The sequence below is a fragment of the Nostoc sp. T09 genome (genome assembly GCF_002154695.1).
In the GTDB taxonomy this organism is placed as follows: Bacteria; Cyanobacteriota; Cyanobacteriia; order Cyanobacteriales; family Nostocaceae; genus Aulosira.
The window spans coordinates 1-25,818 of the sequence record NZ_MTAV01000107.1 but is presented as its reverse complement, the minus strand read 5'-3'; the positions used below and the strand labels follow the sequence as shown (position 1 = coordinate 25,818).

Here is a 25,818-nt window from a genome sequence, read left to right as displayed (position 1 = left end):
ATGGTAGATCGCTTTGATACGATGACTTCAGCAAGTAAAAAATACCTAGGAGTGATTTATGCCTGATGAAGTAAAGCCCAATGTCAACGAAGCTCCTACCCATGACGCACAATTAGCAGCTGAAAACATAGCTGCTGGCGAAGAAGAAGCGCCAAAGGTAGACTTTGAAGCTGATTACGCGGCTGCACAGCAATTTAGTGTAAGTGAGGTTGACCGCACAGGTGAGGGTGCTAAAGCAGCCCAAGCAGCAACAGCGCCTCAACACGAAGTTTCAAAACCAGAAGAAGTCAGAACTGAAGCGCAAGCAACTGGTAATCCTGATGATTATGCAGATATGGCTAAGGACGTTGGTGGTTCTAAAACAGAAGGTGTAACTAACGTCGATGATGATTTAGTAGAAAAAGCTTTAGAAAAGGGCCAATCAAAAAATTAACTTCAATCAATAGTCACAAGTCCTTAGTTATAAGGGACTTCCAATTACAGCTATTTTCAGATACATAGTCTACGCGCTAAGGGCACAGCATTGCTGTGCCCTTACGATTGATGTGGTTCAAAACTACTAATTACTTTAACTATTGATTAATTAAAACTCTTAAAAGCTCACTTGGATGGTGAATCAAAAAGTCTGGTTTTTGTTTGGCTAGAACTTCTGGTGAATTAAATCCCCAAGTGACTGCAATCACCTTGATATTAGCTTTTTTCGATGCTTCTATATCTCTGGTTTCATCTCCAACATAAATAACTTCTTGGGGTTTAAGTTGCTTTTGCCTTAATACATTATTGATGATAGTTGTTTTGCCAAAAATTGTAACGCCTGAATATATAAAGTCAAATAAACTACCTAAATCATTGATTTTAAGGAATTCGGTTACATTATCTTTGGAATTAGAAGTGATAATTCCAAGTTTATACCCGTGAGCTTTAAGTTCGATTAAGGCTTCTTTCATGCCTGGTATAGGTTTAAATTCATGAATCTTATTTTTTAATTCTGATTTAACTTTTTTAAGTAAAAAAGGTATCTTCAAAACAGAAATACCTGAGTACTTAATAATTTCTCGAGAAGTTAAGTTTCTGAGGAGAGCTAACTCCTGAGGAGTTATTTGTACATAATCAAACTCTAAAGCCAAACGATTAGCAATACTTACAAGAGCATGTACTGTATCTGCAATCGTGCCATCAAAATCAAAAATAATTACTTTCTGCGTCATTCTGTTGCCTAGATGCGTCTAGATTAGCACGGGCATTACGTCGTAACATTTCTGGTTTAATCCGCCGCAAGGCTGAGGCCGGAAATTGTTGCTCCCACTCCTCATCTGTGATTTTTGCTAATTCTATCAGTTTGGGTGCCAGATTCCCAGGATAAGGATTAAATTCTGCCACATCAGTGCCCTGGGCGAAACGTAGATTCCACGGGCAAACATCTTGGCAGATATCACAACCTGCAACCCAGCCTTGTAAATTTGATTTGACTGTTTGTGGTAATTTTTCTGCCCGATTTTCAATCGTATGATATGCAATGCAGCGATTAGCATCTACTACATAAGGATTAATAATTGCATTAGTAGGGCAAGCTTCAAGACAGCGAGTACAGGTTCCACAATGTTCTGTAGATGGGCGATCGCATTCTAGTTCCAGATTTGTGAAAATTTCTCCCAAAAATACCCACGAACCATACTCTCGCGTAATCACATTTCCGTTCTTGGCAATCCATCCAATACCAGCTTTTTGTGCCCACACTTTATCCTGTACGGGGCCTGTATCTGCATAGTAACGTGCCTGAACGCCTTCACCAAGTGATTGTAACCAAGTACTCAATGCCTTGAGTTTCTTGTGCATCACCTTATGATAATCTCTCCCCCAGCCATAGCGAGAAATCTTGGCGTATTCCTCACCTTCAGGACGTTGATGTGGTGTGTAATAATTCAGAGCTACACTAACAAGCGATCGCACTTCTGGCATTACTAAGCGAATATCTTGACGCTTTGGGTTAGCCATCCATTCCATGTCAGCGTTATAACCTAGTGCGATCCATGCTTGTAACCGCTGCTTCGCTGTCTCATCTACCCCATCTACAGCAGCAATTCCTGCTTTGTGAAATCCCAATTCCTTGGCCTTTTCTTTGATCGCATCGCTGCTGATTACGGCATATTTACTCATTTAGCTTATGTAAATTTTGCTTAATCTATGATTGAGATTATCCCTTCGCCACACCTATGCATTTTATTCCATACTTTTAAAGCCTAGAGGGCAGGTAAGCTTATCTTCTTGGAACACAGTTTTGGGAGGTTGATCTAAAGTATCTTTCAGAGAACGGCACATTATTGAAACAGTAGATTTCTTCTTTTTATCATAAGCAACTGCACCCACAAGGCTGCTACGACCCTTCTTCGTCAAACCGAACCTCAACAAATCAGTTGGAAGTTCTTTAGTAGGAGTTGCGTAGATAAATGACCGATCCTGATTCATTTCTACGGAATATCGATAGCGGTTTGTTGCTGCTGGTGCGTCCCTATCTCCCAGTCCTAATGACCTATAAGATTTAGCTAAAGCTGATTTTTCTAAGAAATATGCTTGTTGTGCTCTGGTAAAACTGCTAATTGTTTCCCGGCTCCCATCACTACAGCCACATCTCGGTGTAACTTGAATAAAAAGAGTTAAAATTCCAACTGGTAAGGCTCCAACTCCAACAAGTAAGAAGATTTTTTTAAAGTTAATTTTGGTACGGTTAGTTTGCTTAGTCATATCTAGCATATACAACTTCAGAAGAAAAAGTTTTGAGAGCTTAAGCTTTTTGTCCTAATGTTGCTAGAAGTACTTTTTCGTAACTGATTTTTCTCGAAAGAATGTGCAAGTTTATTGGCATCACAGATTAACGACCTCCATCCAGAGGAAGAATTACCTTGAAATTAGGAATCTATCCCATTAGCAGCTTTTTTTTTGCTTGCTTTTAGCGTGAAATAAATCTTTAGTTAGTGTAATCAAGGAAATTTTATGACACAGCCAAGTGTTGTGGAAAATGTCACAGAAGAATTCTCAATAGAGGGAATTACAGAACCCAGCATACTACGTTACTTTCAAAGTTTGAATGCAGGAGAATTTGCGGCAACAGCTGCCTTGTTTGCCGAAGATGGTACTATGTACGCACCATTTGAATCTGGTTTTGTCGGTCCAGATGCGATCGCTGGATATCTAGAAAAAGAGGCTCAGGATATTAAAGCCGATCCACACAAAGGAATTACCGAGATTTTGGAAAATGAGCAAATTCAAGTTCAGGTAGCAGGCAAAGCCAAAACTTCCTGGTGTAGTGTTAACGTTTTATGGATATTTATACTCAATCAACAACGACAAATTACAGAAGCCAAAATTAAGCTTTTAGCTTCTCCTCAAGAGTTACTTGCGTTACGTCGCGATTAATTAGCTAGCAGCCAAGATCCTTCACTACTAGTAGGTGCAAAAATTCTTGTTTGAATTTTGAATTGTTTTAACTTTGGCTAGCGGTAGTTCTGATGAGCACACAAGGAGTGTCAAGTAACTAGTTCTGGTAGGGTAGCTTCTAACTTCAGGCAGTTAGCACCATCTACTTGCAACTGGTACTCTACCTTATCCATCAAACGATTCATAATCAGCCAACCGTAGCCACCTTCTTGTTTTTCTAGAGGGTTTGGCGGAAAGTAAGTAGACATATCGAAGCCTTCGCCATAGTCCCATACTTCTAAAGCGAGATCTCGGTCTTTCAGTTCTAAACGTAGTAAAACTGGCAAATTAGCCTGTTCTTTGTGGGCATGACGCACTACATTAGAGTAGGCTTCAACCAAAGCTAGTCGCAACCGACTTGATTGCCGTGACCAATCAACCGATTCTCCTAACTGGATTTTCAAGCATCCCAGCAACCAGTTTTCAACGATATTTAAAAAATTTAAGTCACTTGGTACATGCAGCTCACTTTTCATTACTTACAAAACCTCCATTGAGAGTATAGTTTGATCGTCTTCTTGAACTGGGTTGTTTGCTTGGATGCGAGTGAGTAAATTACCAAGAGAGAGTGGTTTTGGTTCCTGTTGTAACAGTTGCCAAAGTCCGTCTTGATTCAGCATAGATCGGCTAAAGGGCTGACCGCCATCTTCAGCATTTTTACAGTTAAATACAGTATTTGATACCATTGCCTCAGTAATTCCATCACTGGCTAACAGCAGGGTATCTTTAGGATTAAGTACTAAGCGACCAGACTCTGCCTGCCACTTAGGTAAGATACCTAAGGGAACGCTACGGACCTTGAGATAATGGGGTTGTGCGTCCGCAGTCGTGGGTGACGACCATAGTAAAGGATAGATGTGACCAGCATTGGCATAGACTAGTTCTTTCGTGCTTGGGCTATAACAAGCTAGGACGAGTGTGATAAAGCAATTGTTGCTAATCAAGTCATCGCACATAGCATGATTAAGATTCTGCATGACTATATTCGGCTCGGCTGGGGTTTCTTGAGATAATTCCCGCCGTAATACCGAAATCGCACTAGCCATGAACAAAGCTGCTGGCACACCTTTACCGGAAACATCACCTACTGCTAGCCACAAGTTCCCTTTCGGATGAACAAACACTTCAAAAAAATCTCCTCCTACTTCCCGAGCGGCATAGCAGCAAGCTTGCACTTTCACGCCCTTAATTTCAGGTAAACTTTGTCGTAGCAGGTTATTTTGAATTTGGCGAGCAACTTCTAATTCAGCTCTGATTTGGTGCTGTTTTTCTTGGAGGCGCTGGTATAGTTTTGCTTGAGAAAGAGCTAAAGCTGCTTGTTCAGCAACGCCGGCAATCAGTTGTATGTCTTCATCTTGCCAGGAATGATCGTGTCCTCTTTGGTAAAGAGCAAGAACAGCAAGCAGGTGTTGCTGGTAAGACAAAGGCACAACCAGTTGATGCCAAGGGTTACCTTCATCTGTACTTTGAGTAAGTTGATACTGACGAGTTTCCAGCACTTTTTCAATTAAAGAGCCAGGGTCGAAGCTGAAATTTGAGCTATTGAAATTAGGATCTTGGTAGGAGAAGAGGTCTGATGTCAGGCAATCGCCCTCTACTGGTTTGAGGAAGCAACAAGTAGTTTCAAATGCTTCTCCAATAGTTGCTACAATTTTTTGTAACATGCTGTCGTAATCCAACGACTCTCGGATTGCCGTGGTTACAGCATTAAACAAAGATTCTCGCCGCAAGGCGCGACGCAACTCTTGGGTGCGTTGTTTAACTAAACGATAGGTATCAGTAGCTTGTTCAACAAGCGCTTTCAGCCGTTGGGGATTCCACGGTTTAGTGATGTACTTGAATACCTGACCTGAGTTAATTGCATCTACCAAGTCTTCGACATCAGTAAAACCAGTCAGCAAAATGCGAATTGTATCTGGAAAACGCTCTACTGTGCGGCTCAAGAATTCAGTGCCGTTCATTTCTGGCATTCTTTGGTCAGAAATAATCACAGCCATCTCGCCTTCTTTGTCTAGTATTTCCAGCGCACTACGGGCATGATTGGCTTGATATACTTCAAAATCTCGTCTAAAAGTGCGGTAGAGTAAATCTAAGTTATCCGGCTCATCATCTACCACCATGAGCTTAAGTTTGTATACCTCTATTTCAGTCATATTTGACTTTAACTTTTTAGATACTTGAATGAAAAATTAGTGTAATTTTTATCACACTTAATAAATAATGGCATAATCAAAAACTAACTCTATTAGAGAAGTTACCCACTTTGAACTGAATATTTCTCTTAAAGCTGTAAATTTCTCAGAAAATATGCTTGAAAGGCTAAATTTCTAGAGTTAAACCTACCCAACTAACCCAGAACGCAAGGCGCGAACTGCGGCTTGGGTGCGATCGTCAGCACACAACTTGTTCAAAATATTCCGGACGTGAGTTTTCACTGTCCCTACTGTGATATAAAGTCTTTCTGCGATCACTGCATTGCTACAACCTTCGACGATCAACTGTAACACTTCTAATTCTCGTTCTGTGAGGATGTAAGGATCTATATGCTCCTGAGTCTCCCCAGACTCAGAATTATTCAGGTTATTTTTTGTATTTAATGATACTGCATCTTGTTTTGCTGGATTTTGTTGTGCTTGTTGTAATACAATCCTGGCGATCGCCGGATCTATCCAAGCGTTGCCATTGTAAGTTACTCGCACTGCTTCCAGCAAATTATCGAATTTAATATCTTTCATACAGTAAGAATCAGCCCCAGCTGCAAAAGCTGCTAGTACTGCTTCTTTGTTATCACGTAGTGTCAAAATTAACACCTTAGTTCTTAACTCTGCCCCATTCGTAGACTTCAACTCACGCGTCAGCTCAATGCCATCTTTATCCGGTAAGCCAATATCGACAATCGCAATATCCGGTTGTAGGGTTTTGAGCATTTTCAGACCTTCCGCAGCATTGGCAGCTTCTCCTACAACTTCAATTTCTTCTTTTTGCATTAGTGCTGTCCGAATACCCACACGGGTGAGGTCATGATCTTCAATTAGAGCAATACGAATTCTACTCATAGTCAACTTCCGCCCGTTACACTACCTTAACTGTAAAACCGAGTTTACTCAGAACCTGTAGAAGATGCAGTTGTAAGAGATCTGTACAAAACTGTAGAAGTGATTTGTCAGTCAAGCTAACACGCAAAGGCGTTACCAGTGCCACAGGCATTCACTTCCTTAGGGAACATTACTATTCAATAATAGAATCAAGGGGGATAGACCCTAACTCTCAGCGTTGGGTATCAATTAATTGAATTTTGTTTACTATTAATATAAATTGACAAAAGCTCATAGATAGAGCAAGCTATCCCCAGTATGTTTGGATTGCAGGTGAACTATTTTCCTCAAAGCGACTTCGGGTAGAGTAGCTTCCCCAAAAGGAGTTAGCTTGAAACTAACCACCTTATGCTAAGAGTATACTGGCTAGAATGAGGCTTGCGTTATGTTTAGCGACTGCTGACAGTTATTCAAACATCTGCTGAATAAAAAGCCCTAAATTTTTTTGCTTACCTAGCTTTTTGACAAATGCATTAGTCTTATCAGATATTTGGCAATCCTTACTTAGTCTACTACCTATTTTATATAAGATATATTTATTACTATATATAATCAATATACAGTCTTCATACAACCTTTTGAATCCCCCTCAGATGATAATTTACTTAGTTTTATCGATGCCAAAAACGAATTACTTGTTGCTAAAATTACAACAGACAATATATTAAAAAATTTGATAAACTAACGTTCGAGAGACTCTGGTGTGAGGCTAAGTAAAAATCAGCTATGTCTAAACCGCCTAAAGCGTTTTCAGTGTTGGGAATACCAGTTCATGTGATGGCTAACTATCCAAGCTGGTTACTAGAATGCCTACAACAAGGTAGAGGGACTCATGTGGTAACGCTCAATGCAGAAATGACTATGCAGGCAGAGCGTAATAATTCCCTAGCTAAAGTCATCCAAGATGCTGAGTTAGTCATTCCAGATGGAGCAGGAGTAGTTCTGTATTTGCGATGGCTATTATGGCAAAAAGTGCAACGTTGTCCTGGTATTGAACTAGCAGAATCACTCTTAAGAGAACTAGGACAACAACATACAAGCGCTAAGGTATTTTTCTATGGAGGAGCACCTGGGGTAGCCGCAAAAGCGGCAGAGTTCTGCCAACGGCAAATTCCGAGTTTGAACATAGCAGGGACTCACTCCGGCTACCATTCTCCAGAAGAAGAGGAAAAATTGCGAGAAAGTCTCAGCCAATTGCAGCCACAAGTCATTTTTGTGGGCTTGGGAGTACCACGTCAAGAGTTATGGATTGCTCAAAACCGCTATCTCTGTCCGCAAGCAATTTGGATTGGTGTTGGTGGCAGTTTCGATATTTGGTCCGGAACAAAAACCCGTGCTCCGGCTTGGCTGGGAAATAATAATTTAGAGTGGCTGTATCGCCTTTATCAAGAGCCTTGGCGCTGGCGGCGGATGTTGGCTTTACCAGAGTTTGCCCTCAAAGCCTTTGTTTATCACTTGACTGCAAGAGGTGCAATTAGTTAGTTACTGGCATAAAAATTCTGACTCCTGAGTTGTCAGTGGTAATTACTTAGTATTAAGGTGCTCAAAAAATCTGAGATTTTTGTTTGGAAATTTGTGATTCCCAGGTTATGCCTGGGAATTATTATTTTGTATCTCATCTGTTCCTAACAATTCAGCAATGCCAGTATTAACGACTCAGCCAACGAATCACAAATTTGTTCATCCAGAAGACAGCGACAATCAAAAGCACAGTAGCAATGCTGCTGCAATCTTGCAATTGCGTTCTGTGACAAAAACCTATACCAACGGCTGTCATGCTTTGTTGGATGTGAACTTAGAAGTAAAAAAGAAAGAATTTTTATTTATCACAGGGCCAAGTGGTTCTGGTAAATCCACTCTGTTGAAACTGCTGTATGGCCAAGAGTTAGCAACACAGGGTGAAGTGATTGTTGACGAGTGCAACATGGCAGATATGCGAGGCGATCGCTTGTCATTGCTGCGGCGACGCATTGGCATTGTCTTTCAAGACTATAAACTGATTCCCCAACGCACAGTGGCAGAAAATGTGACTTTTGTACTGCAAGCTCAAGGGTATACCCGCAAAGAAATTCAACGCCGTTTAGAACCCACATTAAAGCTAGTGGGTTTGGTTTCTAAAGCTGATTGCTTTCCAGATCAACTTTCTGGTGGAGAGCAACAACGAGTGAGTATTGCCAGAGCGATCGTGAGTACACCACCACTGCTGTTGGCAGATGAGCCTACAGGAAACCTCGATCCAGATAATTCTTGGCAAGTCATGCAGATTCTCCAGAAATTAAATTCTTTTGGGGCAACAGTAATTGTTACTACTCACGATGAACAATTGGTACGCAGGTGCAATCATCCAGTGGTACAAGTGCGCAATGGCAGCCTATATCGCAAATAAAATAGCAGTTCTCTTTGATTGTTAACTAACTCGTAAGGGTAGGGAACAGGGAACAGGCAACAGGCAACAGGGGGATAAAAAACAGGCTTATCTGAACTATATTTATTTATATTGTCTATAAATTAGACTCTATGAAACATAAATTTTATAGTGTATTACTTTCATGCCTCTACAACAGTAGTAGCAGTGGAGATGATTTGCATTTTTAATTTAGAGAATTGATATTACTTATCATCTTGTTTATCAATTTTACTTGATAGCTTAGGTAATTTAACTAGATACATTGCAAAATACTTAATATTCTAGCTATGTAGATTTTATGGCTATTTTTTAGTGATTTCTGGCATAAATATAATCTTGCTGCTTATAAAAAATTGAATTGAGCAACAGTCATCTTATAACTCTTGAGATGGCAGAATGAATTGCAATAAAAGTTTATAAAACATTATTGATAAATACAAAAATTTTATGTAAAAACTGATAATAGAAGCCGGGAAAGTTTTCCCTTTTTTACACCATCTCCCTGGGAAGAGAGATAAGCGATAGTTTATGGTGTGAGGCAATTTAAGAGAGTCCCGGTGAATAGGGAGAAGGTATTTGGCAAAAGTATTTGAAAACAGCATAATTCTCAATTCATCAGGAATTGAGTCAGCTTGTTGTTGTTAATTTAAAAACGATACAGCCATGACCACAACTCTTAGAAGAGGCGAAAGCGGCAATCAGTGGGATCGGTTTACTCAATGGATTACTAGCACTGACAATCGGCTTTATATCGGCTGGTTTGGTGTTTTAATGATTCCCACCTTGTTGGCTGCTACCATTTGTTTCATTATTGCCTTTATTGCAGCATCACCTGTCGATATTGACGGTATTCGCGAACCAGTTGCTGGTTCTTTGCTCTACGGCAATAACATCATTACTGGTGCTGTTGTACCTACATCCAACGCTATCGGGTTGCACTTTTACCCACTATGGGAAGCGGCTTCGATGGATGAATGGCTCTACAACGGCGGCCCTTATCAGCTCATCGTCTTGCATTTTTTGATTGGAATATTCTGTTGGCTGGGTCGGCAATGGGAGTTAAGCTATCGTCTGGGGATGCGTCCTTGGATTTGTGTAGCTTATTCTGCACCTGTAGCTGCTGCGACTTCAGTATTCTTAATTTATCCCATTGGTCAAGGTAGTTTTTCTGACGGGATGCCTCTAGGTATCAGTGGCACCTTTAACTTCATGCTTGTATTCCAAGCTGAACATAACATTCTGTTCCACCCCTTTCACATGTTAGGTGTAGCAGGTGTATTCGGCGGTTCTTTATTCTGTGCTATGCACGGTTCTTTGGTGTCTTCCTCGTTAGTTAGGGAGACTAGTGAAGTTGAATCGATCAACTATGGATACAGATTTGGTCAAGAACAAGAAACCTACAGCATTGTAGCGGCTCACGGTTATTTTGGACGCTTAATTTGGCAATATGCCAGCTTTAATAACTCACGTTCCTTGCACTTTTTCTTGGCTGCTTGGCCGGTAGTTTGTATCTGGTTGACGGCTTTGGGTATCAGCACGATGGCGTTTAACTTAAATGGGTTCAACTTTAACCAATCAGTGCTTGATTCTCAAGGTCGTGTAGTTAATACCTGGGCAGATGTGGTCAACCGTGCCAACCTAGGTATTGAAGTAATGCACGAGCGCAATGCTCACAACTTCCCGCTAGATTTGGCTGCGGGTGAGGTAGTGCCTGTAGCTTCGCTAGATTCTGCAATTCATGGTTAATACTGGGTTAATATAATTTAACAGCGCTCTCTGATTAGAGGGCGCTTTTTTCGTGGAATCACGGATACACTCAGAGCAAGAAAAGCTATTGATAAAGGCATTCACCAAACGCTGCTATGTGATTGAGCAGATGGGACAGAAAAAATATCTGGTGTTGCTGAGTACATTTACGAAATTGTGACTCGCTTAGATTAGTAAAATATGACATTTGAGATTTTAAAGAGATTATTAATAAGCAATTCAATATAAAATCTGAAATTTAAATCTAAAACCAAAATGACAGACCTTACTCCTAATTCTAGTTTTAGTTTGACGCTCCGCTTGCAGATTCCCAATCGTGTGGGGATGCTGGCGTCAGTCACCCAGGCGATCGCAGCTAATGGCGGGCTACTAGGACAAATTGATTTAATCGAGCAAACCCGCAAAGAGTCCACCCGCGATATTACTGTGGATGCTGCTAGCACTGAACAAGCTGAAACCATTGTGCAAGCAGTCAAAGCATTACCGCACATTCAAATGCTGAATGTGTACGATCGCACCTTTAATTTGCATCGCGGGGGTAAAATCAGCATTACCAGCAGGATTCCCTTAAGAAGTGTTTCCGATCTTGCAATGGCTTACACGCCAGGGGTAGGTAGGATTTGTACAGCGATCGCCCAAAATCCAGAGGAAGTTCATAACTTAACCATCAAAAAAAATACCGTTGCTATTGTCACTGATGGTAGTGCTGTTTTGGGTTTAGGAAATCTGGGACCGGCGGCGGCTTTACCAGTGATGGAAGGTAAAGCAATGCTGTTCAAAGAATTTGCTGGAATTGATGCTTTTCCTATCTGCTTGGCAACTCAAGATACAGATGAGATTGTGCGGACAGTAAAAAATATTGCTCCCGTTTTTGGCGGCGTAAATCTGGAGGATATCGCCGCCCCTCGCTGCTTTGAGATTGAACAGAGACTAAGGCGGGAATTAGATATACCTGTGTTTCACGATGACCAACATGGTACAGCAATTGTTACCTTAGCAGCCTTGTTTAATGCCTTGAAAATTGTACATAAGTCAATGGCAGAAATACGAATTGTGATTAACGGTGCTGGGGCTGCGGGAGTAGCGATCGCGCGATTACTACGCAAAGCTGGGGCAGAAAAAATTTGGATGTGCGACTCTAAAGGTATTATCTCTACCAGTCGTACTGACTTAACAGAAGAAAAGCGCGAATTTGCAGTTAAAGCCCAAGGTACTTTAGCTGGTGCAATGCAAGGATCTGATGTATTTATCGGCGTCAGCGCACCAGGAGTTTTGACGGTAGAAATGGTGCAATCGATGGCGAAAGATCCAATTGTGTTTGCAATGGCAAATCCGATTCCAGAAATTCAGCCAGAGTTAGTCACAAAAGATGTTGCTGTTATGGCTACTGGTCGCAGTGATTACCCGAATCAAATCAATAACGTTCTCGCTTTTCCGGGAGTATTTCGCGGTGCTTTAGATTGTCGGGCACAGACAATTACCGCCACAATGTATCTAGAAGCTGCAACTGCGATCGCATCTTTAGTTAAACCTTCAGATTTAGATCCGGAACATATTATTCCTTCGGTATTCGATAAGCGAGTCGCCGCATCTGTAGCTGCTGCTGTGCAACAAGCAGCGCGTCAAGAAGGTGTAGCGCAGAGTTGATGAATTTAGGGGATGGGCAAAGTTGTCCATCCCTTTGACATTTGACATTGCTTGATAACGTTCCCCAAATTCAGCGTTTAATAAGTAGATCAGCTTTTTACGGTGACTTGTACTTAAGCTAAACTGACTACTTATTGAATTTGATGTTTTATGAACCTAAAACGCCGTCAATTTTTATTGTTAACTAGCCTTGGTGCCATCACTACAGGATTAGGCTGGATATTAACTCGGCAAAATACTCAAAGCGCTGATTTAACTGAAGCAGACACAGCGATCGCCGCCAATCCCCTCAAAAAGGACTTGCTACTACGTTTTGTCTCAGTTGCAGATACAGGAACAGGTGCTAAAGGACAATATGCTGTAGCTAGGGCGATGACTCTTTATCACCAAAAAAATCCTTACGATTTAGTAGTTTTAGCCGGAGATAACATTTATAACAACGGTGAAATTGAAAAAATTGGTGAGGTGTTTGAGCGTCCCTATCAAGATTTGCTCAAGCAAGGTGTGAAATTTCAAGCTTGTTTAGGTAATCACGATATTCGCACTGCCAACGGCGATTTAGAAGTTAAATATCCCGGCTTTAATATGAAGGGACGCTACTATACATTTAGCCGAGGAAATGTACAATTTTTTGCCTTAGATACGAACGGTAATGCCGACTGGAAAAACCAACTAGCTTGGTTAGAAAAAGAATTAAGCCTCAGCAAAGCTTCCTGGAAAGTAGTATTTGGACATCATCCAATTTATGCATCAGGAGCCTATGGAAGTAATCCAGATTTTATTAAAACCTTTAGTCCTCTCTTTCAAAAATACGGTGTACAACTTTACATCAACGGTCATGAACACCATTATGAACGCACCCGTTCGATTAATGGCACGACTTACTTAATCTGTGGAGCAGGTGCAGGTAATCGTCCTGTAGGTAAAAATGAATGGACAGAATACTCTACCAGTAATTTAAGTTTCGCCGCCTATGAAGTGTATGCAGATAGAATAGAATTAAGCGGCATTGGCACTGATAACCGCGTTTTTGATAAGGGTATTATTAAGTTGAAATCAGCTTAATACCTGGCTCTCTAATTAGATGTAGGGTGGGCATTGCCTAGGCTGTAAACTCTGTGCCATTTTCGGGATTCCGTTCATGCAAAATATGTAGTCCGTTACGATGGCTAAAATCCTGTTGTATGGAGGCTTTGAACGAAAAATTAAACGACACTTACAAATGTAACAAAAAAAGGGTAAATTCCATCAAAGTCAACAGCCTAGGCATTGCCCACCAAATCAATTATCTTCAGCGTTATTAAAACTATGAAAGTCAAGCGCTTGATAATGCAATCATTCCGTGGAATCGGTGATTTGACGCTAGATTTCGATGAAACCGAGCCAACAGTACTGATTGGTATAAATGGCGTAGGTAAATCGAGTATTCTTGATTGCTTATCTATTATTTTCTCACAGATTACAGGGAAAATTCAAAACTCACCTAATTCTATACGTTCTTTAAGTGAACAAGATATCACTAGTGGTCGTAACGAAATTCGCATAGAAGTTATTACGACACTAGATAATTTACAAGAAATACCTTTATCTATTAATTTGGTAAAGATAAAAGATATTCAATCGTCTAGCCAGCTACAGCCAGCACTAGAAGATTTTACTGTAGATTTAGTTGAAGATGCTGCAAAATTTATACAAAAATCTCTTGGGCAAAAAATTTCTAATATTGAATATAAAAAATTACAAACGATATTTAAAAGTATAGTACCAAGCCTAGCGGAAACAATTTCTGATTCTGTTGTTCGAGATATTGCTATATCCAATAATCAATATACTCTTCAATATTTAAGAGGTTTACAAGTACAAAGTGCGGTTGATTACCTACGTCAAAAGTTGGAATTTGATTCAGAAGCTAGTATTAATTTATTAGTTTACTACCCCGTCAATCGTGCTGTTATCGATATGCCTCTAGAAATTTCAGAGGTATGTTCATTTAACCAAGTAGATGCATATAATGAGGCACTGACGGGAGGCAAAATTGACTTCAAAATATTTTTTGATTGGTTTAGAAATCGAGAAGATCTAGAAAATGAAAGACGAAGAGATAACCCTGATTATAAAGATAAACAATTAGAAGCTGTAAGACAAGCCATTGTGTCATTGATACCAGATTTTTCTAACTTACGTGTTGAGCGTTCTCCTCTGCGAATGACTGTGAAGAAACAAGGTGAAGAACTCATTGTTAATCAGCTATCTGATGGTGAGAAATGCTTATTAGCAATGGTAGGAGATTTAGCAAGACGTTTGGCAATAGCTAACCCAGGTTTATCAGAACCACTTCAAGGTAGTGGAGTGGTTTTAATTGATGAAATTGAACTGCACCTACACCCAAAATGGCAACGAGAAATTATTCCAGCTTTAACTAGAACATTCCCCAATTGTCAATTTATTGTTACTACTCATTCCCCTCAGGTAATTAGCCATGTCAAGCCTGAAGGAATTTATATTTTAGAAAAAACTAATGAAGGCGTTATTGTCAAACGTCCAGAAAGTTCCTTTGGAAGAGATAGCAATCGTATTCTAGAAGACCTCATGGATGTTCCAGAACGTCCACAAGAAATTAAGACAAGTCTTTTAGAATTGTTTAGACTGATTGACGCAGGAAATTTGGAAGGTGCTAGGCAATTACGTCAAGAGTTAGCAGCCGAAATTGGAGCAGATGAACCGGAGTTTGTACGAGCAGATGTACTCATCCGACGGAAGGAAATTCTCAATCGATGAAGTACATTAAAAAGAATCAAGAGCCAGTAAAATTTAGCAATTGGAAGGCTCTAGAAAATGATGATTGGAAACCTAATTGGGATGATAATTTTCAGAAACCTGAGAAAGTAATTGTGCATGATTCTCTGCTACAAGAACAGGGATATATCTGCTGTTATTGTGGAATGCGTATCACCAGAGAAACAAGCCACATAGAACACTTCAAGCCCCGTAGCAGCTATCCAAATTTGGCGCTGGATTACACAAATCTCATCGCTTCATGTCAAGGAGAAAGTGAAGAACCTCCTCCCGTTCCCGTACATTGTGGACATGAGAAAAAGTATTGGTACGATAAGCATCTGATGGTTTCACCTCTGGAAATAAACTGCAATGAGTTCTTTAAATATCCTGCATCCGGCGAAATTCAACCAACAAATGATCCAGCTAAACAAGCTGCTGCTGAAACAACGATTGAGAAGCTAGCGCTCAATATTAACAAGCTGCAAAATATGCGGAGAGTAGCAATGGATGCTGCATTGCTGGGTATTGAAGATTTGACTAATGAAGAAAGACAGCAGCTTGCTGAAGGCTATGAGCAACTCGATAGTAACGGGCAATATACTCCGTTTTGTGCTGCAATTATCTATTTACTGAAGAATTATTTTTAATCTGCTATGGTGTACGCGATCGCACTATACTAAACGGCATCATCTTCAGTTTTCAGGAAATAGTTTATGATTCTTGAGGCAGTGATGCTTCATGTTAAACCTGGGATGGAATCTGATTTTGAATATTCTTTCAAAAAAGCTTCCAAGATTATTTCGTCAATGAATGGATATTTATCCCATGAACTCCATCGCTGCATCGAAGTTAATGGTAAATATCTATTACTTGTTAGATGGGAAAATTTAGAATCTCATACTGTTGGATTTAGAGGTTCTGCTGAGTATCAAGAGTGGAAAAACTTGCTGCACCATTTTTATGAGCCTTTTCCCACTGTTGAGCACTTTGAAGAGGTAGAAATATAGCTCTTATATGAATTCGTAATTTGTAATTCGTAATTCGTAATTAATAAAGCTCACATTCAATCTGTTTTCTACACTTTGAATCTGTTGTTGGATTTTAGAACAGTGGCATGAAACATCTAAATAAATAGCTATTTGCAACATATTGATAAATTCGTAATTAAATAATAATTACGAATTATCAACTACGAATTACGAATTATTAGTCTACTTTTTGCAATTGCGCTATTCTGGGGTCGATAATTTTTTGCCCCAAATTAGCGAATTTAATTGCCACAGAAACCTTATTTCCTTCTCCAAAAACATGGGTAATTTCACCAATCCCAAAGGCTTTATGTAAAACGCGATCGCCTACTTGCCAATTCTGCTTACCATTGTTTGCATAAGCAGGTTTAGTATACGTTTGACGAATCTTACTTTGAGTAGTTAATAATTCTTCTGGTACTTCCTCCAGAAATTGCGATCGCATGGCGGGTTCGCGAGAACCATAAAGGCGGCGTTCGCGGGCGTGTGATAAATATAACCTCTCTTGGGCGCGGGTAATCCCTACATAACACAGGCGGCGTTCTTCTTCCAAGGATGCAGGATCACTCAGTGAACGGTAGCCGGGAAATAGCCCCTGTTCTAAACCTACCAAAAAGACTACGGGAAATTCCAAGCCTTTGGAAGCGTGCAAAGTCATCAAGGAAACTGCTGTTTGCCCTTCTTTTAAATTATCCAAATCGGAACTGAGGGCGGTACTTTGTAAGAACCCTTGCAGGGTAGCATCTTCGTTCTCTTCTTGGAATTGCAGTACAGCGTTGTAAAGTTCTTGGACGTTTTGGATTCTGTCTTGCGATTCATCCGTACCCTGATTTAGCAAGTCTTGAACATAACCAGAGTCTTCTAGTATACCTTGGACAATTTCCGCAGCCGGAAGCGTTCCTACTTCTCCTTGCCAACGGCTAATCATTTCGGCAAAGCCTTTCACCGATTTAGCGCCACGTCCAGCTAAAGTATTAACTGATGTCTCGTCTGATAATATTTCCCAAAGAGTTGTACCTAATTGCTGGGAAGCGTTAATCAAAGCATCAATGGTTGTTTTGCCAATACCACGCCGGGGAGTATTAATAACTCGCAATAAACTTACAGTATCGGCGGGGTTAGCGATCGCTCTTAAATAAGCTACAACATCTTTAATTTCTTTGCGATCGTAAAACCTCATTCCTCCCACGACTGTATAAGGAATTTGATATTTCACTAACAGTTCTTCAAAGGGACGAGATTGGGCGTTAGTACGATAAAGTATGGCAAAACTACCCCAATTCAATTCTGGGTTTTGTTGTTCTAAAGTGCGGATTTGACGAATTACAAACTCGGCTTCGTCTAGTTCATTATCCGCTTTGTGACAATAAATTTGTTCACCCGCACCCCGCGTCGGCTTGAGGACTTTATCAATCCGTTGAGTATTATTTTCAATTAGTTCGTTGGCAGCTTGGAGAATGTTTTCACAAGAGCGATAGTTTTCTTCTAACTTCACCATTGTCCGGGTGTCGTCATCTGGCAAACCGTCGCCAAAATCATTCTGAAACTCCAGCAAAATGGTGAAATCAGCCATTCTAAAGGAGTAAATTGACTGGTCTGCGTCACCCACAACAAACACTGAGCGATTTTGCCATTCCCATTCACTCTTTCTATCTTCGCCATTTGTCACTAACAGGCGGATTAGGTCATACTGAGTACGGTTAGTATCCTGATATTCATCAACAAGAATATGGCAGAATTTGCGATGCCAATAACCTAATACCTGTTCATTTTGCTGAAACAGTTTAGTAGGAATGAGAATTAAATCATCAAAATCGAGAGCGTTATTTTGTGCCAGCCTATCTTGATAGGAACTATAGACTTGAGCAATTACCCTGCCGCGATAATTAGGCTGCTCACTCTCAAATTCTTGGGGTGAGAAGCCTTGGTTTTTAGCGTTACTAATTGCATAGCGCACAGAACGATGGTCAAACTTCTTATCGTCTAGGTTTAGCTGTTTGGTAACAATATCTTTGACCAAGCTTTGAGCATCAGATTCGTCAAAGATGGAGAAATTTTTACTCCAACGGCGGCCTTTTTCGTCTTGGTACTTTTCAATATCAAAGCGTAAGATGCGGGAAAACAGACTGTGGAAAGTCCCGCACCATAAATCTTTGATGGTAGTGCGATAGACTTGCGATCGCAGTTTAGTTTGTTCGTATTCTGGCAACATATCAAACCGCTGACCATGTTCTTTGATGGCCAACTGTTCAGCAAATATCTTTTGAATCCGCTCTTTCATCTCCCTGGCGGCTTTGTTAGTAAAAGTCACCGCCAAAATATTTTCAGGAGCTACGCGGTGTTTGAGAATCAGGTTAGCAATCCGATAAGTCAGCGCTCGCGTTTTACCGGAACCTGCGCCAGCCACAACTAGCAGCGGGCCGCAGTAGTGTTCTACGGCTTGACGTTGGCTGGGATTCAAATGGCTGAGGAAGTCAATAGTTGTGGTCATGGATAGCCAAGGTGACTGGGCAAAGAACCGCTTCTTTTGAGAGTATCGTAATCAACGCATATTATTCTAGGTTAATTAAAATATTTCAATTCGACCTTGCCGAATTTCCTGATAAAACTCTTACTCTCCGCGCCTTTGCGCCTCTGCGTGACACCTTATCTAAGTTTCTGATGATGATTGAGGCGATCGCTTCTATTTTTTGATAATAAATAGGAGCTAGCACAAGTTAAGTATTATGCCCAGTTAATAACTAATAAAAAAATTATTCTGTGCCATCATCTGTATAGTGCGATCGCATCGCAAACCAACTTATTCTTGTACAGTCAAGGGTAAGCGAACGGTAAAAGTAGAACCAACCCCAATCTGACTTTTGACAATAATTTCACCACCCATCATCTGGCAAAAGTGGCGACTAATTGCTAACCCTAGCCCAGTACCACCATACTTTTTAGTAGTCGATGTATCGCCTTGGATAAAAGGTTGAAATAACTGCTTTTGCTGAGTTTGTGACATTCCAATTCCTGTATCATTTACTGTGAAAGTAATAATTTCAAAAGGAGTTGTTTGTAATAAGCCTGCTTTTTCGCTCTTCACTGTTAGCGTTACTTTGCCGTTTGTCGTAAATTTGGCAGCATTACTAAGTAGGTTTAACAATACTTGCCGCATCCTCGTTTGATCGGCATACATTGTACCCAGTTGTTCATCATAATCTACTTCTAAGATATTGCCGTTTTTCTCTACAGCCGATCTAACTGTCAGAACGATATTATTAATTAGTGACGCAATCTCAAATGTCTCTGGATAAAGAGTCATTTTCCCCGCTTCAATTTTTGATAAGTCGAGGATGTCATTAATTAGTTCTAGTAAATGTCTACCAGCAGCGTTAATTGTTTCTAAGTCGGTAATAAAGTCTCCCGATAAACCTAAATCGGTAGCATCATCTTGTAGTAGTTGACTCAAGCCAATAACAGCATTTAATGGTGTACGTAATTCGTGACTTACATTTGCCAGAAATATGCTTTTTGCTTTGCTAGCAGCTTCGGCTAATTCTTTAGCTTGTTGTAGTTCTTTAGTCCGCTCAGATACTCGCTCAATTAAACGATTTAGGGATTTAGCTAATAAGCCAATTTCATCTTCTGTGGTTACAGGTGCGCGCAAATCAAAATTAGATTTTCTCGCCACTTGTTCAGCTACTTGGGTAACCGTGATGACTGGCTCTGCGATCGCGCGACTAGTACGCCAAGCTACAATGGCTGCGATCGCCACTGACACCAGCATACTCATGATTACGATTAATCTCTCAACTCCTTTTGCCTGCTCTACACCTTGTGTCCTTTCCTGCTCTTGAAATTCAGCATTTTGTAAGATGTTACTCAGTGTTTGCGAAAGCTGCTCTAGCCGCATAGCTGTTTCGCCACGCATAATTTTCAGTAGCTGCTCACGTGCTGAAGCAACTTCCTGTGTCTGCACTTGGCGAGCATCAACTTGCTGTAATACAGACTCTATCTGCTTAACATAAGACTCTAAGTTAGTCGTGTAATCTTGCAATAAAGCTACTAAAGTGCCACTGTTTGCTGCTAATCTTTTAGGTTTCTTATCGATAAAATTGGTAATTTCTGATTCTAATTGTTTAGCTTTATCAACACTTCTGAGAAATTCGGTTTTTTTAGTTTGCAGCCGTTTGGGATCTTCTAATACTGAAACTAAATTAGAGCTATATAATTGTGCTCCAATTACTGCATCTTTATAATTAGTCAGTAGTTGTCCTTGCTCATGAGCTTGATTTAATTGCTTAATTTCTCTTCCCCGATAATAGTTCGCAATTACCAAACCAGTGAGTGAGCCAAAAAAACCAATTCCAATGGCTACAAAATATCCATAGCCAATTTTTTGATGTATGCGCCAGGAACTAGCTTTGAGTTTCCCTCGCGAGGGAAATTCAATAGTCGGGAGTTCGTCTGTCGATGGCTCTTCCGCTGGCACTGTTTTGCTTTCTGAACTACTGTCAACAGGGATTGGCTTTTGAGTTTGCATCCCTCAAATCTCCTTACCCTCCTGTAAAAGTCACCACTTTAGTTTCACTTGGGCAAACAATTTAACTAGAGATTAACACCTAAATTATCTTTTTTTATGACAAGAGCAAATTAACGCTCACCAGATAATGGGCATGACCTTTATTATATTTGAGTTATTCTAATATGAATTATTAGTACAAGGTCTAATAGTCAACAAAAATCGCTTTTTTTGTAAAAAGCGCTTTCTTAAAGAAAATGCACTCCTATAAGTATATCTTTTTCATCACTTTACTTTGAGGCGCACTTGAGGGCATTTATATTCAGTTATCAGGTAAGCGACTAATTAACCTTTCTCCAGCTTTCCATAAACTACCCTCAAGCCGTCTAAAGCATTTTAATCTAGTTTCTTATACAAAAGAGTATCAAAACCACGCTCTTTATCATTAGGCTTACTGTTTTCCAATCTTATCACCAATCCTTTTGATTCTCCAATAACTATCTTCTGCAATGTTGCTAGGGATAAAAAAGTTTGTAGAGTCAGTATTAGAGGCGGTGCGTCATAGCTTCCGCCATAGCGCACCCTACCATTTGGATATTTTTTTAATTGGAAGTCCCTTTGTGAAACGTCTATTCTGCATTCAAAAATTCCAAATATCCCTTGCTGAGTTCCTTCACAGCTGAATCGTAAAACTGCTTACCGTGTTCTGGGGTAGCCAAAGCGGGATTTGATCCCATGCGTCCATCCGGGTAACGCGCGCGAAAGTCTGTTGCACTATAAATATTGTGTCCTCTTCCCACTTCGCTTGAGAGGGGTGCTTGCTTAATCGCCTCTGGATAAACATACTGAGTTACAGCCACTTCACTAGGTGTGGCATGAGAGCCTTCTTGGTCACCGTATAATTCTTTAGCAAGTTTGTATACTGAACCACACATAAACCAATTAGCAACTTGGCATTGCACTCGATGTGCATTAGCAATCTGCAAATCTTCTAAGTGAGCATAAGTTTCTGAGAAAGCTGCTTTCAGGGTGGCGATATTGCCGCCATGTCCGTTGATAAAGTAGAACTTGGTAAAACCTGCTTTGCTCAAACAAGTTACATAATCTCGCACCAGCTGAATTAAAGTGCTGGGACGCAGACTTATAGTACCGGGAAAGGCGGTGTGGTGCAGTGCCATACCAACATTGATTGTCGGCCCTACTATTGCTTGGGTTGCTTCACCGACACCACGAGCGATCGCTTCTGCACAAATAGCATCAGTACCAATTAATCCGGTTGGCCCATGTTGTTCTGTGGAACCAATAGGAAGAATAATACCTCCAGACTGCTGTAGATAAGCTTCAACCTCAGTCCAGGTACTCAAATGTAGTAACATTTTTAGCCAACATCCTCATTAAAATTGCTGTGGGAAGAAACATTTATCTACTAGGTGGCATCATGAATCATGAGCCTTCCACTAACACGATTATGAACTCCCTTGCTGGGAGATGCAGTAATGACTATGAAATTTTGTCATTTGTACCAAACTTTAACTGGATTAACTGTTGCATTTCTTCTACTCAACAGTCTTCTTACCCCTCCTGCTTGGGCTGGACGTTATGTTTTGAATCAAACACCCCAAACAATCGAGCGCTATTTTGGGCGTTACAGTACCAAAAAAACTAATGGTGCGCAAGTTACCTATACTTATGCTCCCAAAAGTTTCCGAAGGCTATTTCCCCAGTTCCCTAAAAGTAATTTTTCTATTGCTTTTGTCAACAATCAAGCAAAATATATTACTTTAAACTTCAACGGAGATTTTTTCGAGTATCCAGGAAGCTATAATTACGATAAAGCCGTAGCGTCAAAGTTTTATAACTATATATTTGGGTATCAGCCGCCAATCTGGAAGGAACTTTCTAACAAATTTGGTGGTAATGAAACCATGTATTCTTACGAATATTGCCTTGGAGATGGAGTTGCAACGAGTTTTGATAGATACGGATACAAGCAATTTACAGATTCTGCCACTTTATCCTATAACAATCGTTGCGAACCCCCCTACAATTTTAATCAGAATTGATTTATCAGAAGTTTATTTACAAAATAATGTGAGGAGATAACTAAAATCACTCTGAGTTATTGCTTAATCAAAGTAATAATGCTTTTTTACATCACTGATGATTTCCCAGTTACAAGACATTCCAGCAGGAAAGATTACTAAATCATCTTTACCCATTTGCACTGGTTGTCCACCATCAGGTGTAACAATCACATCACCTGCTAAAAAGTAGCAAGTTTCTTGAGTATCATAAGTCCAAGGGAATATGGAAACTTCCTTTTGCCAAATTTCCCATTTCGTCACACCCAACTGTTTAAGACGTTCTTGACTAGGTTGATGCTCAATTTTAATTTCCATGCTGCTATTTATCTACTTTTAGCAATAAGACTGAATATCTTCTCCACATTTATCTACTAAATAGCACAAAGCGCGAAAACGCAAGCCGACAAATTGATCGTAAAGGGGATTGAGCTTGCACATAGGAGGAATATGGGCAATTTTTCGACCAAACAACATCACATCTCGCTCAAAAGGACACTGCGCCGGAATTAGTTTAGCAATAAATTTAGCTAATTTACGATTCTGGATTTCGAGTTCATCGAGCCATTGGCGTAGTGGTTGCAGTAAATCAAATTTAGGTTGAGGAAATTGAGGATGACTATTTAATTGGTCTTTTTCGCTGACAGGGCTAACAAAAGCGGAGAGAATAATACGTCGATTAGTTGTCTTAATCATATTCGTAAGTCAGGTTTTTTGTTGTAGATGAACTATAATTAGCCATTTGAATTGTAGCTAGGCTTTCTAGCTATGCAATTTATATTGTGCTTGGCAATAAAAAGCAAGTACAAAAAGCTAATTTGCAAGATAGTTGCGGGCAAATGGTGCAACTAATGGTTATTTAAACGCACCATACCCTGGAGAACTGTCCAGTTAAATACAAAATAACAAAGAAATTATAAAGATGGTATCGTTTAAAGTTATTGATTCCTTATATTCCACATACCAATCTTATATATTAAATTTAAATCTTCAGTTATGAAAATGCACAGTATCCTGAGATGGACTTTTATGTGTATAAGCGCTGTTTTGCTCTTACTCCAGCCAGATTTCCTTAGGACTATGCTGTAAAAACAATCAATTCTAAGGTATTGATATCTAGTAAATTGTTATCTATGTTACAAAACTTTATCTAAAATTTATCTACATAACTAGCAAATCAAATTTTGCTTAGTTCAAGCTCATATAAGCTCATATAATACCTAAAATAAAGTCTTAAGATAGGCTAAAAGCTATACTACTTTAAGCTGAGGTAAAAGTTAGAGATATAGGAAATTAAGATACTGAAATAAGGCAGAAGAAGAGAAAGCTTAGTAGAGAATTTTTTAGGTGTTTTCTACTAGGTATTTATTTCTGCGACTTTGCAATAGTCTGCATTTAAATTGTAGAGCATCAGGCGCTTGAATATTAAGCTTAAATAGATTTCTGAATGAGCGAATTCTATAAAAATTTGAGCCAGTTGCTGACCACAGCAGTCCTAAGGGGGGTTGGCTGGTTATGCATAGACGCCCTGATGGCGGCTTCTTTAACGGTAGAGGTGTATTAGACCTGTTTTCGACTCAGCAAACTTTTTAAGCAGAATTTCAAACTGCTCATGAAAGACATTGACAACATTTAACTTGTTGTCTTAGCTAAAATTCTACTTCTGGACTTGCGATCGCTCTTTTTATTATGGGTAGACTATCAACACAACTGCATGATGTCTGCTTCCTGGAGACACCTCAACAATCTACCCTGCAATTAGTTATACCCTAAGAATTTACCTAAATTTGGTTGGCGATCGTAATTTTACAAATAATTGAAAAATTCTTCTGGCACTAATCTTAATTCTCCTGATTGAAAACGCTCAATATTGATCCATAGTGCCCGATGTTTATGAGTTTCAGACTCAGAAAATGTTAAGCTGTCCAACTGATAAAACTTGGGGTCAGCAAAATCACATTGGTAAAGTTGAATAATTTCGTGCCCTTGTCTACCATTAAATGTAAATAGGTTCTCTATACAACCTAGATAACGAATATTAGTTAAGTCTGCTTGAATTTCTTCTTGGAATTCTCGTTCTAAAGCTAAACTGCTAGGTTCGCCAAAGTCAACACCGCCACCAAGAGCACGATAAAATGTTGATTGCTTTACAGGGTCGTAGCCTTCGGAAACAAATATGCGTTCGCCATCCCGAATTAGTCCTAAGACTAACACCCTTATTTCCCCTGGTTTGTTCATTTTTGTAATTTAACTAACTAATTATCGTAGATAGAGTATGAGCGACTGTCGCTATCTTCTACGGGCCAATCTTCATTTTCGCCGCCGAGATACAATTGTTCAATAGTGACGTATTCTGCACTTAGCTGTGTGAGAGCGTTAATTAAAATATCCAAGGCGATCGCATCACTGGTTCCCAAATCAAACCAGCAGCGTCCCCATTCACCTTCATACTCAAATTCACCCATGTTATGCATTAGCGCTAGCAAGCTTTTGTCATACCCTTGAGGGTCATAACTCATGTAGCTAATATCCAGCCCTGTTTCCTGCACCTGGAGATTTTCAGCGTTATATGCACCTAATTTGCCTAGATAAAACCAAGAATTAAACACTTCTTCCACATACTGCTTTTCACGCGCAGAAGGAATTGTGCTGAACTTTAGCCAAATCCATACATCAAAAGGATTAAATTCACGAAACTGAATGTGCATGGTGGTTAATTATCTGCGTTAGTGTTTTCTGAAAATTAGCATAGCAGCATAGGGGTTGGGGCTGGGGAGAAGGGGGCAAGGGGAGAATAGCAATTACTAATGCCCAATGCCCGATACTCTATGCCCAATAGCCAATAGACCTCTTGCAAAAATATATTTTTGCAAGAGTGGGGAAAGGGAAAAGGTGAGCCAGCGCGGTCTTGGGGGTTTCCCCCATGAGCGACTGGCGTTAGCGAAGCGATAGCGACGCAGGAGCGTAACCCCGAAGGGGTTAAAGGGAAAGGGTTTTGAGTTCCTTTCCCCTTTTCCCCTTTCCCTTTAACCGACTT

The 25,818-nt window shown here is 40.0% G+C and carries 26 protein-coding genes; 12 read left to right on the top strand and 14 right to left on the bottom strand.

Annotated features, from left to right (window positions below):
- Positions 1-58: 58 nt before the first annotated feature.
- Positions 59-433: a hypothetical protein gene (locus tag BV372_RS20920; RefSeq protein ID WP_086688420.1), complete on the top strand. Its 375-nt coding sequence runs from the start codon at positions 59-61 to the stop codon at positions 431-433.
- A gap of 139 nt (positions 434-572) precedes the next feature.
- Here the strand turns inward: BV372_RS20920 and BV372_RS20915 are convergent, their stop codons facing one another.
- The 3 genes from BV372_RS20915 to BV372_RS20905 form a co-directional block, all read right to left on the bottom strand.
- Positions 573-1,208: an HAD-IA family hydrolase gene (locus BV372_RS20915; RefSeq protein ID WP_086688419.1), complete on the bottom strand. Its 636-nt coding sequence runs from the start codon at positions 1,206-1,208 to the stop codon at positions 573-575.
- Positions 1,183-2,157, bottom strand: a complete 975-nt coding sequence (queG, locus tag BV372_RS20910) for a tRNA epoxyqueuosine(34) reductase QueG (protein WP_086688418.1) — start codon at positions 2,155-2,157, stop codon at positions 1,183-1,185. The genes BV372_RS20915 and queG overlap by 26 nt, the downstream gene beginning before the upstream one ends.
- A gap of 63 nt (positions 2,158-2,220) precedes the next feature.
- Positions 2,221-2,742 (bottom strand): type IV pilin-like G/H family protein, encoded by a 522-nt coding sequence (locus tag BV372_RS20905; protein ID WP_179198175.1) that lies wholly within the window; start codon positions 2,740-2,742, stop codon positions 2,221-2,223.
- Between the two features lie 249 nt (positions 2,743-2,991).
- Between BV372_RS20905 and BV372_RS20900 the strand changes: the two genes are divergently transcribed.
- Entirely contained in the window at positions 2,992-3,414 is a 423-nt protein-coding gene (locus BV372_RS20900) for a nuclear transport factor 2 family protein (RefSeq protein WP_086688416.1), read from the top strand.
- A 110-nt stretch (positions 3,415-3,524) separates the two neighbouring features.
- Here BV372_RS20900 and BV372_RS20895 read toward each other — a convergent pair whose 3' ends face one another.
- The 3 genes from BV372_RS20895 to BV372_RS20885 form a co-directional block, all read right to left on the bottom strand.
- Positions 3,525-3,950, bottom strand: coding sequence for an anti-sigma regulatory factor (locus tag BV372_RS20895; RefSeq protein ID WP_086688415.1), 426 nt, complete (start codon positions 3,948-3,950; stop codon positions 3,525-3,527).
- 3 nt (positions 3,951-3,953) lie between these two features.
- Positions 3,954-5,627 (bottom strand): SpoIIE family protein phosphatase, encoded by a 1,674-nt coding sequence (locus BV372_RS20890; RefSeq protein WP_086688414.1) that lies wholly within the window; start codon positions 5,625-5,627, stop codon positions 3,954-3,956.
- 186 nt (positions 5,628-5,813) lie between these two features.
- Positions 5,814-6,530 (bottom strand): response regulator transcription factor, encoded by a 717-nt coding sequence (locus tag BV372_RS20885; RefSeq protein WP_086688413.1) that lies wholly within the window; start codon positions 6,528-6,530, stop codon positions 5,814-5,816.
- Positions 6,531-7,295: 765 nt separating this feature from the next.
- On the opposite strand from BV372_RS20885, the gene BV372_RS20880 reads away from it, so the two are divergent.
- From BV372_RS20880 to BV372_RS20845, 8 genes are all read left to right on the top strand, one after another.
- Positions 7,296-8,051: a WecB/TagA/CpsF family glycosyltransferase gene (locus BV372_RS20880; RefSeq protein ID WP_086688412.1), complete on the top strand. Its 756-nt coding sequence runs from the start codon at positions 7,296-7,298 to the stop codon at positions 8,049-8,051.
- A 157-nt stretch (positions 8,052-8,208) separates the two neighbouring features.
- Entirely contained in the window at positions 8,209-8,955 is a 747-nt protein-coding gene (gene ftsE / locus BV372_RS20875; RefSeq protein WP_086688411.1) for a cell division ATP-binding protein FtsE, read from the top strand.
- A 684-nt stretch (positions 8,956-9,639) separates the two neighbouring features.
- Entirely contained in the window at positions 9,640-10,722 is a 1,083-nt protein-coding gene (psbA, locus tag BV372_RS20870; RefSeq protein ID WP_086688410.1) for a photosystem II q(b) protein, read from the top strand.
- Positions 10,723-10,998: 276 nt separating this feature from the next.
- Positions 10,999-12,390, top strand: a complete 1,392-nt coding sequence (locus tag BV372_RS20865; protein ID WP_086688409.1) for a malic enzyme-like NAD(P)-binding protein — start codon at positions 10,999-11,001, stop codon at positions 12,388-12,390.
- Positions 12,391-12,540: 150 nt separating this feature from the next.
- Positions 12,541-13,455, top strand: a complete 915-nt coding sequence (locus tag BV372_RS20860) for a metallophosphoesterase (protein WP_086688408.1) — start codon at positions 12,541-12,543, stop codon at positions 13,453-13,455.
- A gap of 264 nt (positions 13,456-13,719) precedes the next feature.
- Positions 13,720-15,168 carry an AAA family ATPase gene (locus BV372_RS20855; RefSeq protein WP_373270792.1) on the top strand — a complete coding sequence of 483 codons (1,449 nt, stop codon included), beginning with the start codon at positions 13,720-13,722 and terminating at the stop codon, positions 15,166-15,168.
- Positions 15,165-15,815: a retron system putative HNH endonuclease gene (locus BV372_RS20850; RefSeq protein ID WP_086688406.1), complete on the top strand. Its 651-nt coding sequence runs from the start codon at positions 15,165-15,167 to the stop codon at positions 15,813-15,815. Before BV372_RS20855 ends, BV372_RS20850 begins: the two co-directional genes overlap by 4 nt.
- Positions 15,816-15,881: 66 nt before the next feature.
- Positions 15,882-16,175, top strand: a complete 294-nt coding sequence (locus tag BV372_RS20845; protein ID WP_086688405.1) for an antibiotic biosynthesis monooxygenase — start codon at positions 15,882-15,884, stop codon at positions 16,173-16,175.
- Between the two features lie 199 nt (positions 16,176-16,374).
- Here BV372_RS20845 and pcrA read toward each other — a convergent pair whose 3' ends face one another.
- A complete protein-coding gene (pcrA, locus tag BV372_RS20840; RefSeq protein WP_086688404.1) occupies positions 16,375-18,687 on the bottom strand; it encodes a DNA helicase PcrA in 2,313 nt (770 codons plus the stop codon).
- Between pcrA and BV372_RS20835 the strand changes: the two genes are divergently transcribed.
- A complete protein-coding gene (locus BV372_RS20835) occupies positions 18,678-18,890 on the top strand; it encodes a hypothetical protein (RefSeq protein ID WP_086688403.1) in 213 nt (70 codons plus the stop codon). The genes pcrA and BV372_RS20835 overlap by 10 nt on opposite strands.
- A 106-nt stretch (positions 18,891-18,996) precedes the next feature.
- Here the strand turns inward: BV372_RS20835 and BV372_RS20830 are convergent, their stop codons facing one another.
- Positions 18,997-20,721 (bottom strand): ATP-binding protein, encoded by a 1,725-nt coding sequence (locus tag BV372_RS20830; RefSeq protein WP_086688402.1) that lies wholly within the window; start codon positions 20,719-20,721, stop codon positions 18,997-18,999.
- A 608-nt stretch (positions 20,722-21,329) separates the two neighbouring features.
- Complete coding sequence (locus BV372_RS20825; protein WP_086688401.1) at positions 21,330-22,076, bottom strand: creatininase family protein; 747 nt, start codon at positions 22,074-22,076, stop codon at positions 21,330-21,332.
- A gap of 120 nt (positions 22,077-22,196) precedes the next feature.
- Here BV372_RS20825 and BV372_RS20820 point away from each other — a divergent pair, with 120 nt between their 5' ends.
- Positions 22,197-22,763, top strand: coding sequence for a hypothetical protein (locus BV372_RS20820; protein ID WP_256973351.1), 567 nt, complete (start codon positions 22,197-22,199; stop codon positions 22,761-22,763).
- A gap of 63 nt (positions 22,764-22,826) precedes the next feature.
- Here the strand turns inward: BV372_RS20820 and BV372_RS20815 are convergent, their stop codons facing one another.
- From BV372_RS20815 to BV372_RS37170, 5 genes are all read right to left on the bottom strand, one after another.
- Complete coding sequence (locus BV372_RS20815) at positions 22,827-23,099, bottom strand: cupin domain-containing protein (RefSeq protein ID WP_086688399.1); 273 nt, start codon at positions 23,097-23,099, stop codon at positions 22,827-22,829.
- An 18-nt stretch (positions 23,100-23,117) separates the two neighbouring features.
- On the bottom strand, positions 23,118-23,477 hold the full coding sequence (locus tag BV372_RS20810; protein ID WP_086688398.1) for a Mo-dependent nitrogenase C-terminal domain-containing protein: 360 nt from the start codon (positions 23,475-23,477) through the stop codon (positions 23,118-23,120).
- A gap of 1,110 nt (positions 23,478-24,587) precedes the next feature.
- Complete coding sequence (locus BV372_RS20805; protein WP_086688397.1) at positions 24,588-25,019, bottom strand: NUDIX hydrolase; 432 nt, start codon at positions 25,017-25,019, stop codon at positions 24,588-24,590.
- A 17-nt stretch (positions 25,020-25,036) separates the two neighbouring features.
- A complete protein-coding gene (locus BV372_RS20800) occupies positions 25,037-25,489 on the bottom strand; it encodes a DUF3531 family protein (protein ID WP_086688396.1) in 453 nt (150 codons plus the stop codon).
- Positions 25,490-25,524: 35 nt separating this feature from the next.
- Positions 25,525-25,818: hypothetical protein (locus BV372_RS37170; RefSeq protein WP_218776748.1), on the bottom strand; the 294-nt coding region annotated here is incomplete at its 5' end.

Coding starts and splice junctions, on each gene's coding strand:
- BV372_RS20830 (WP_086688402.1), bottom strand. CDS start 20,721: ATGCAAACTCAAAAGCCAATCCCTGTTGACAGTAGTTCAGAAAGCAAA.
- BV372_RS20885 (WP_086688413.1), bottom strand. CDS start 6,530: ATGAGTAGAATTCGTATTGCTCTAATTGAAGATCATGACCTCACCCGT.
- psbA (WP_086688410.1), top strand. CDS start 9,640: ATGACCACAACTCTTAGAAGAGGCGAAAGCGGCAATCAGTGGGATCGG.
- BV372_RS20880 (WP_086688412.1), top strand. CDS start 7,296: ATGTCTAAACCGCCTAAAGCGTTTTCAGTGTTGGGAATACCAGTTCAT.
- BV372_RS20855 (WP_373270792.1), top strand. CDS start 13,720: ATGCAATCATTCCGTGGAATCGGTGATTTGACGCTAGATTTCGATGAA.
- pcrA (WP_086688404.1), bottom strand. CDS start 18,687: ATGACCACAACTATTGACTTCCTCAGCCATTTGAATCCCAGCCAACGT.
- BV372_RS20850 (WP_086688406.1), top strand. CDS start 15,165: ATGAAGTACATTAAAAAGAATCAAGAGCCAGTAAAATTTAGCAATTGG.
- BV372_RS20800 (WP_086688396.1), bottom strand. CDS start 25,489: ATGCACATTCAGTTTCGTGAATTTAATCCTTTTGATGTATGGATTTGG.
- BV372_RS20815 (WP_086688399.1), bottom strand. CDS start 23,099: ATGGAAATTAAAATTGAGCATCAACCTAGTCAAGAACGTCTTAAACAG.
- BV372_RS20810 (WP_086688398.1), bottom strand. CDS start 23,477: ATGATTAAGACAACTAATCGACGTATTATTCTCTCCGCTTTTGTTAGC.
- BV372_RS20805 (WP_086688397.1), bottom strand. CDS start 25,019: ATGAACAAACCAGGGGAAATAAGGGTGTTAGTCTTAGGACTAATTCGG.
- BV372_RS20915 (WP_086688419.1), bottom strand. CDS start 1,208: ATGACGCAGAAAGTAATTATTTTTGATTTTGATGGCACGATTGCAGAT.
- BV372_RS20820 (WP_256973351.1), top strand. CDS start 22,197: ATGACTATGAAATTTTGTCATTTGTACCAAACTTTAACTGGATTAACT.
- BV372_RS20895 (WP_086688415.1), bottom strand. CDS start 3,950: ATGAAAAGTGAGCTGCATGTACCAAGTGACTTAAATTTTTTAAATATC.
- BV372_RS20865 (WP_086688409.1), top strand. CDS start 10,999: ATGACAGACCTTACTCCTAATTCTAGTTTTAGTTTGACGCTCCGCTTG.
- BV372_RS20900 (WP_086688416.1), top strand. CDS start 2,992: ATGACACAGCCAAGTGTTGTGGAAAATGTCACAGAAGAATTCTCAATA.
- BV372_RS20920 (WP_086688420.1), top strand. CDS start 59: ATGCCTGATGAAGTAAAGCCCAATGTCAACGAAGCTCCTACCCATGAC.
- ftsE (WP_086688411.1), top strand. CDS start 8,209: ATGCCAGTATTAACGACTCAGCCAACGAATCACAAATTTGTTCATCCA.
- queG (WP_086688418.1), bottom strand. CDS start 2,157: ATGAGTAAATATGCCGTAATCAGCAGCGATGCGATCAAAGAAAAGGCC.
- BV372_RS20860 (WP_086688408.1), top strand. CDS start 12,541: ATGAACCTAAAACGCCGTCAATTTTTATTGTTAACTAGCCTTGGTGCC.
- BV372_RS20905 (WP_179198175.1), bottom strand. CDS start 2,742: ATGACTAAGCAAACTAACCGTACCAAAATTAACTTTAAAAAAATCTTC.
- BV372_RS20890 (WP_086688414.1), bottom strand. CDS start 5,627: ATGACTGAAATAGAGGTATACAAACTTAAGCTCATGGTGGTAGATGAT.
- BV372_RS20825 (WP_086688401.1), bottom strand. CDS start 22,076: ATGTTACTACATTTGAGTACCTGGACTGAGGTTGAAGCTTATCTACAG.
- BV372_RS20845 (WP_086688405.1), top strand. CDS start 15,882: ATGATTCTTGAGGCAGTGATGCTTCATGTTAAACCTGGGATGGAATCT.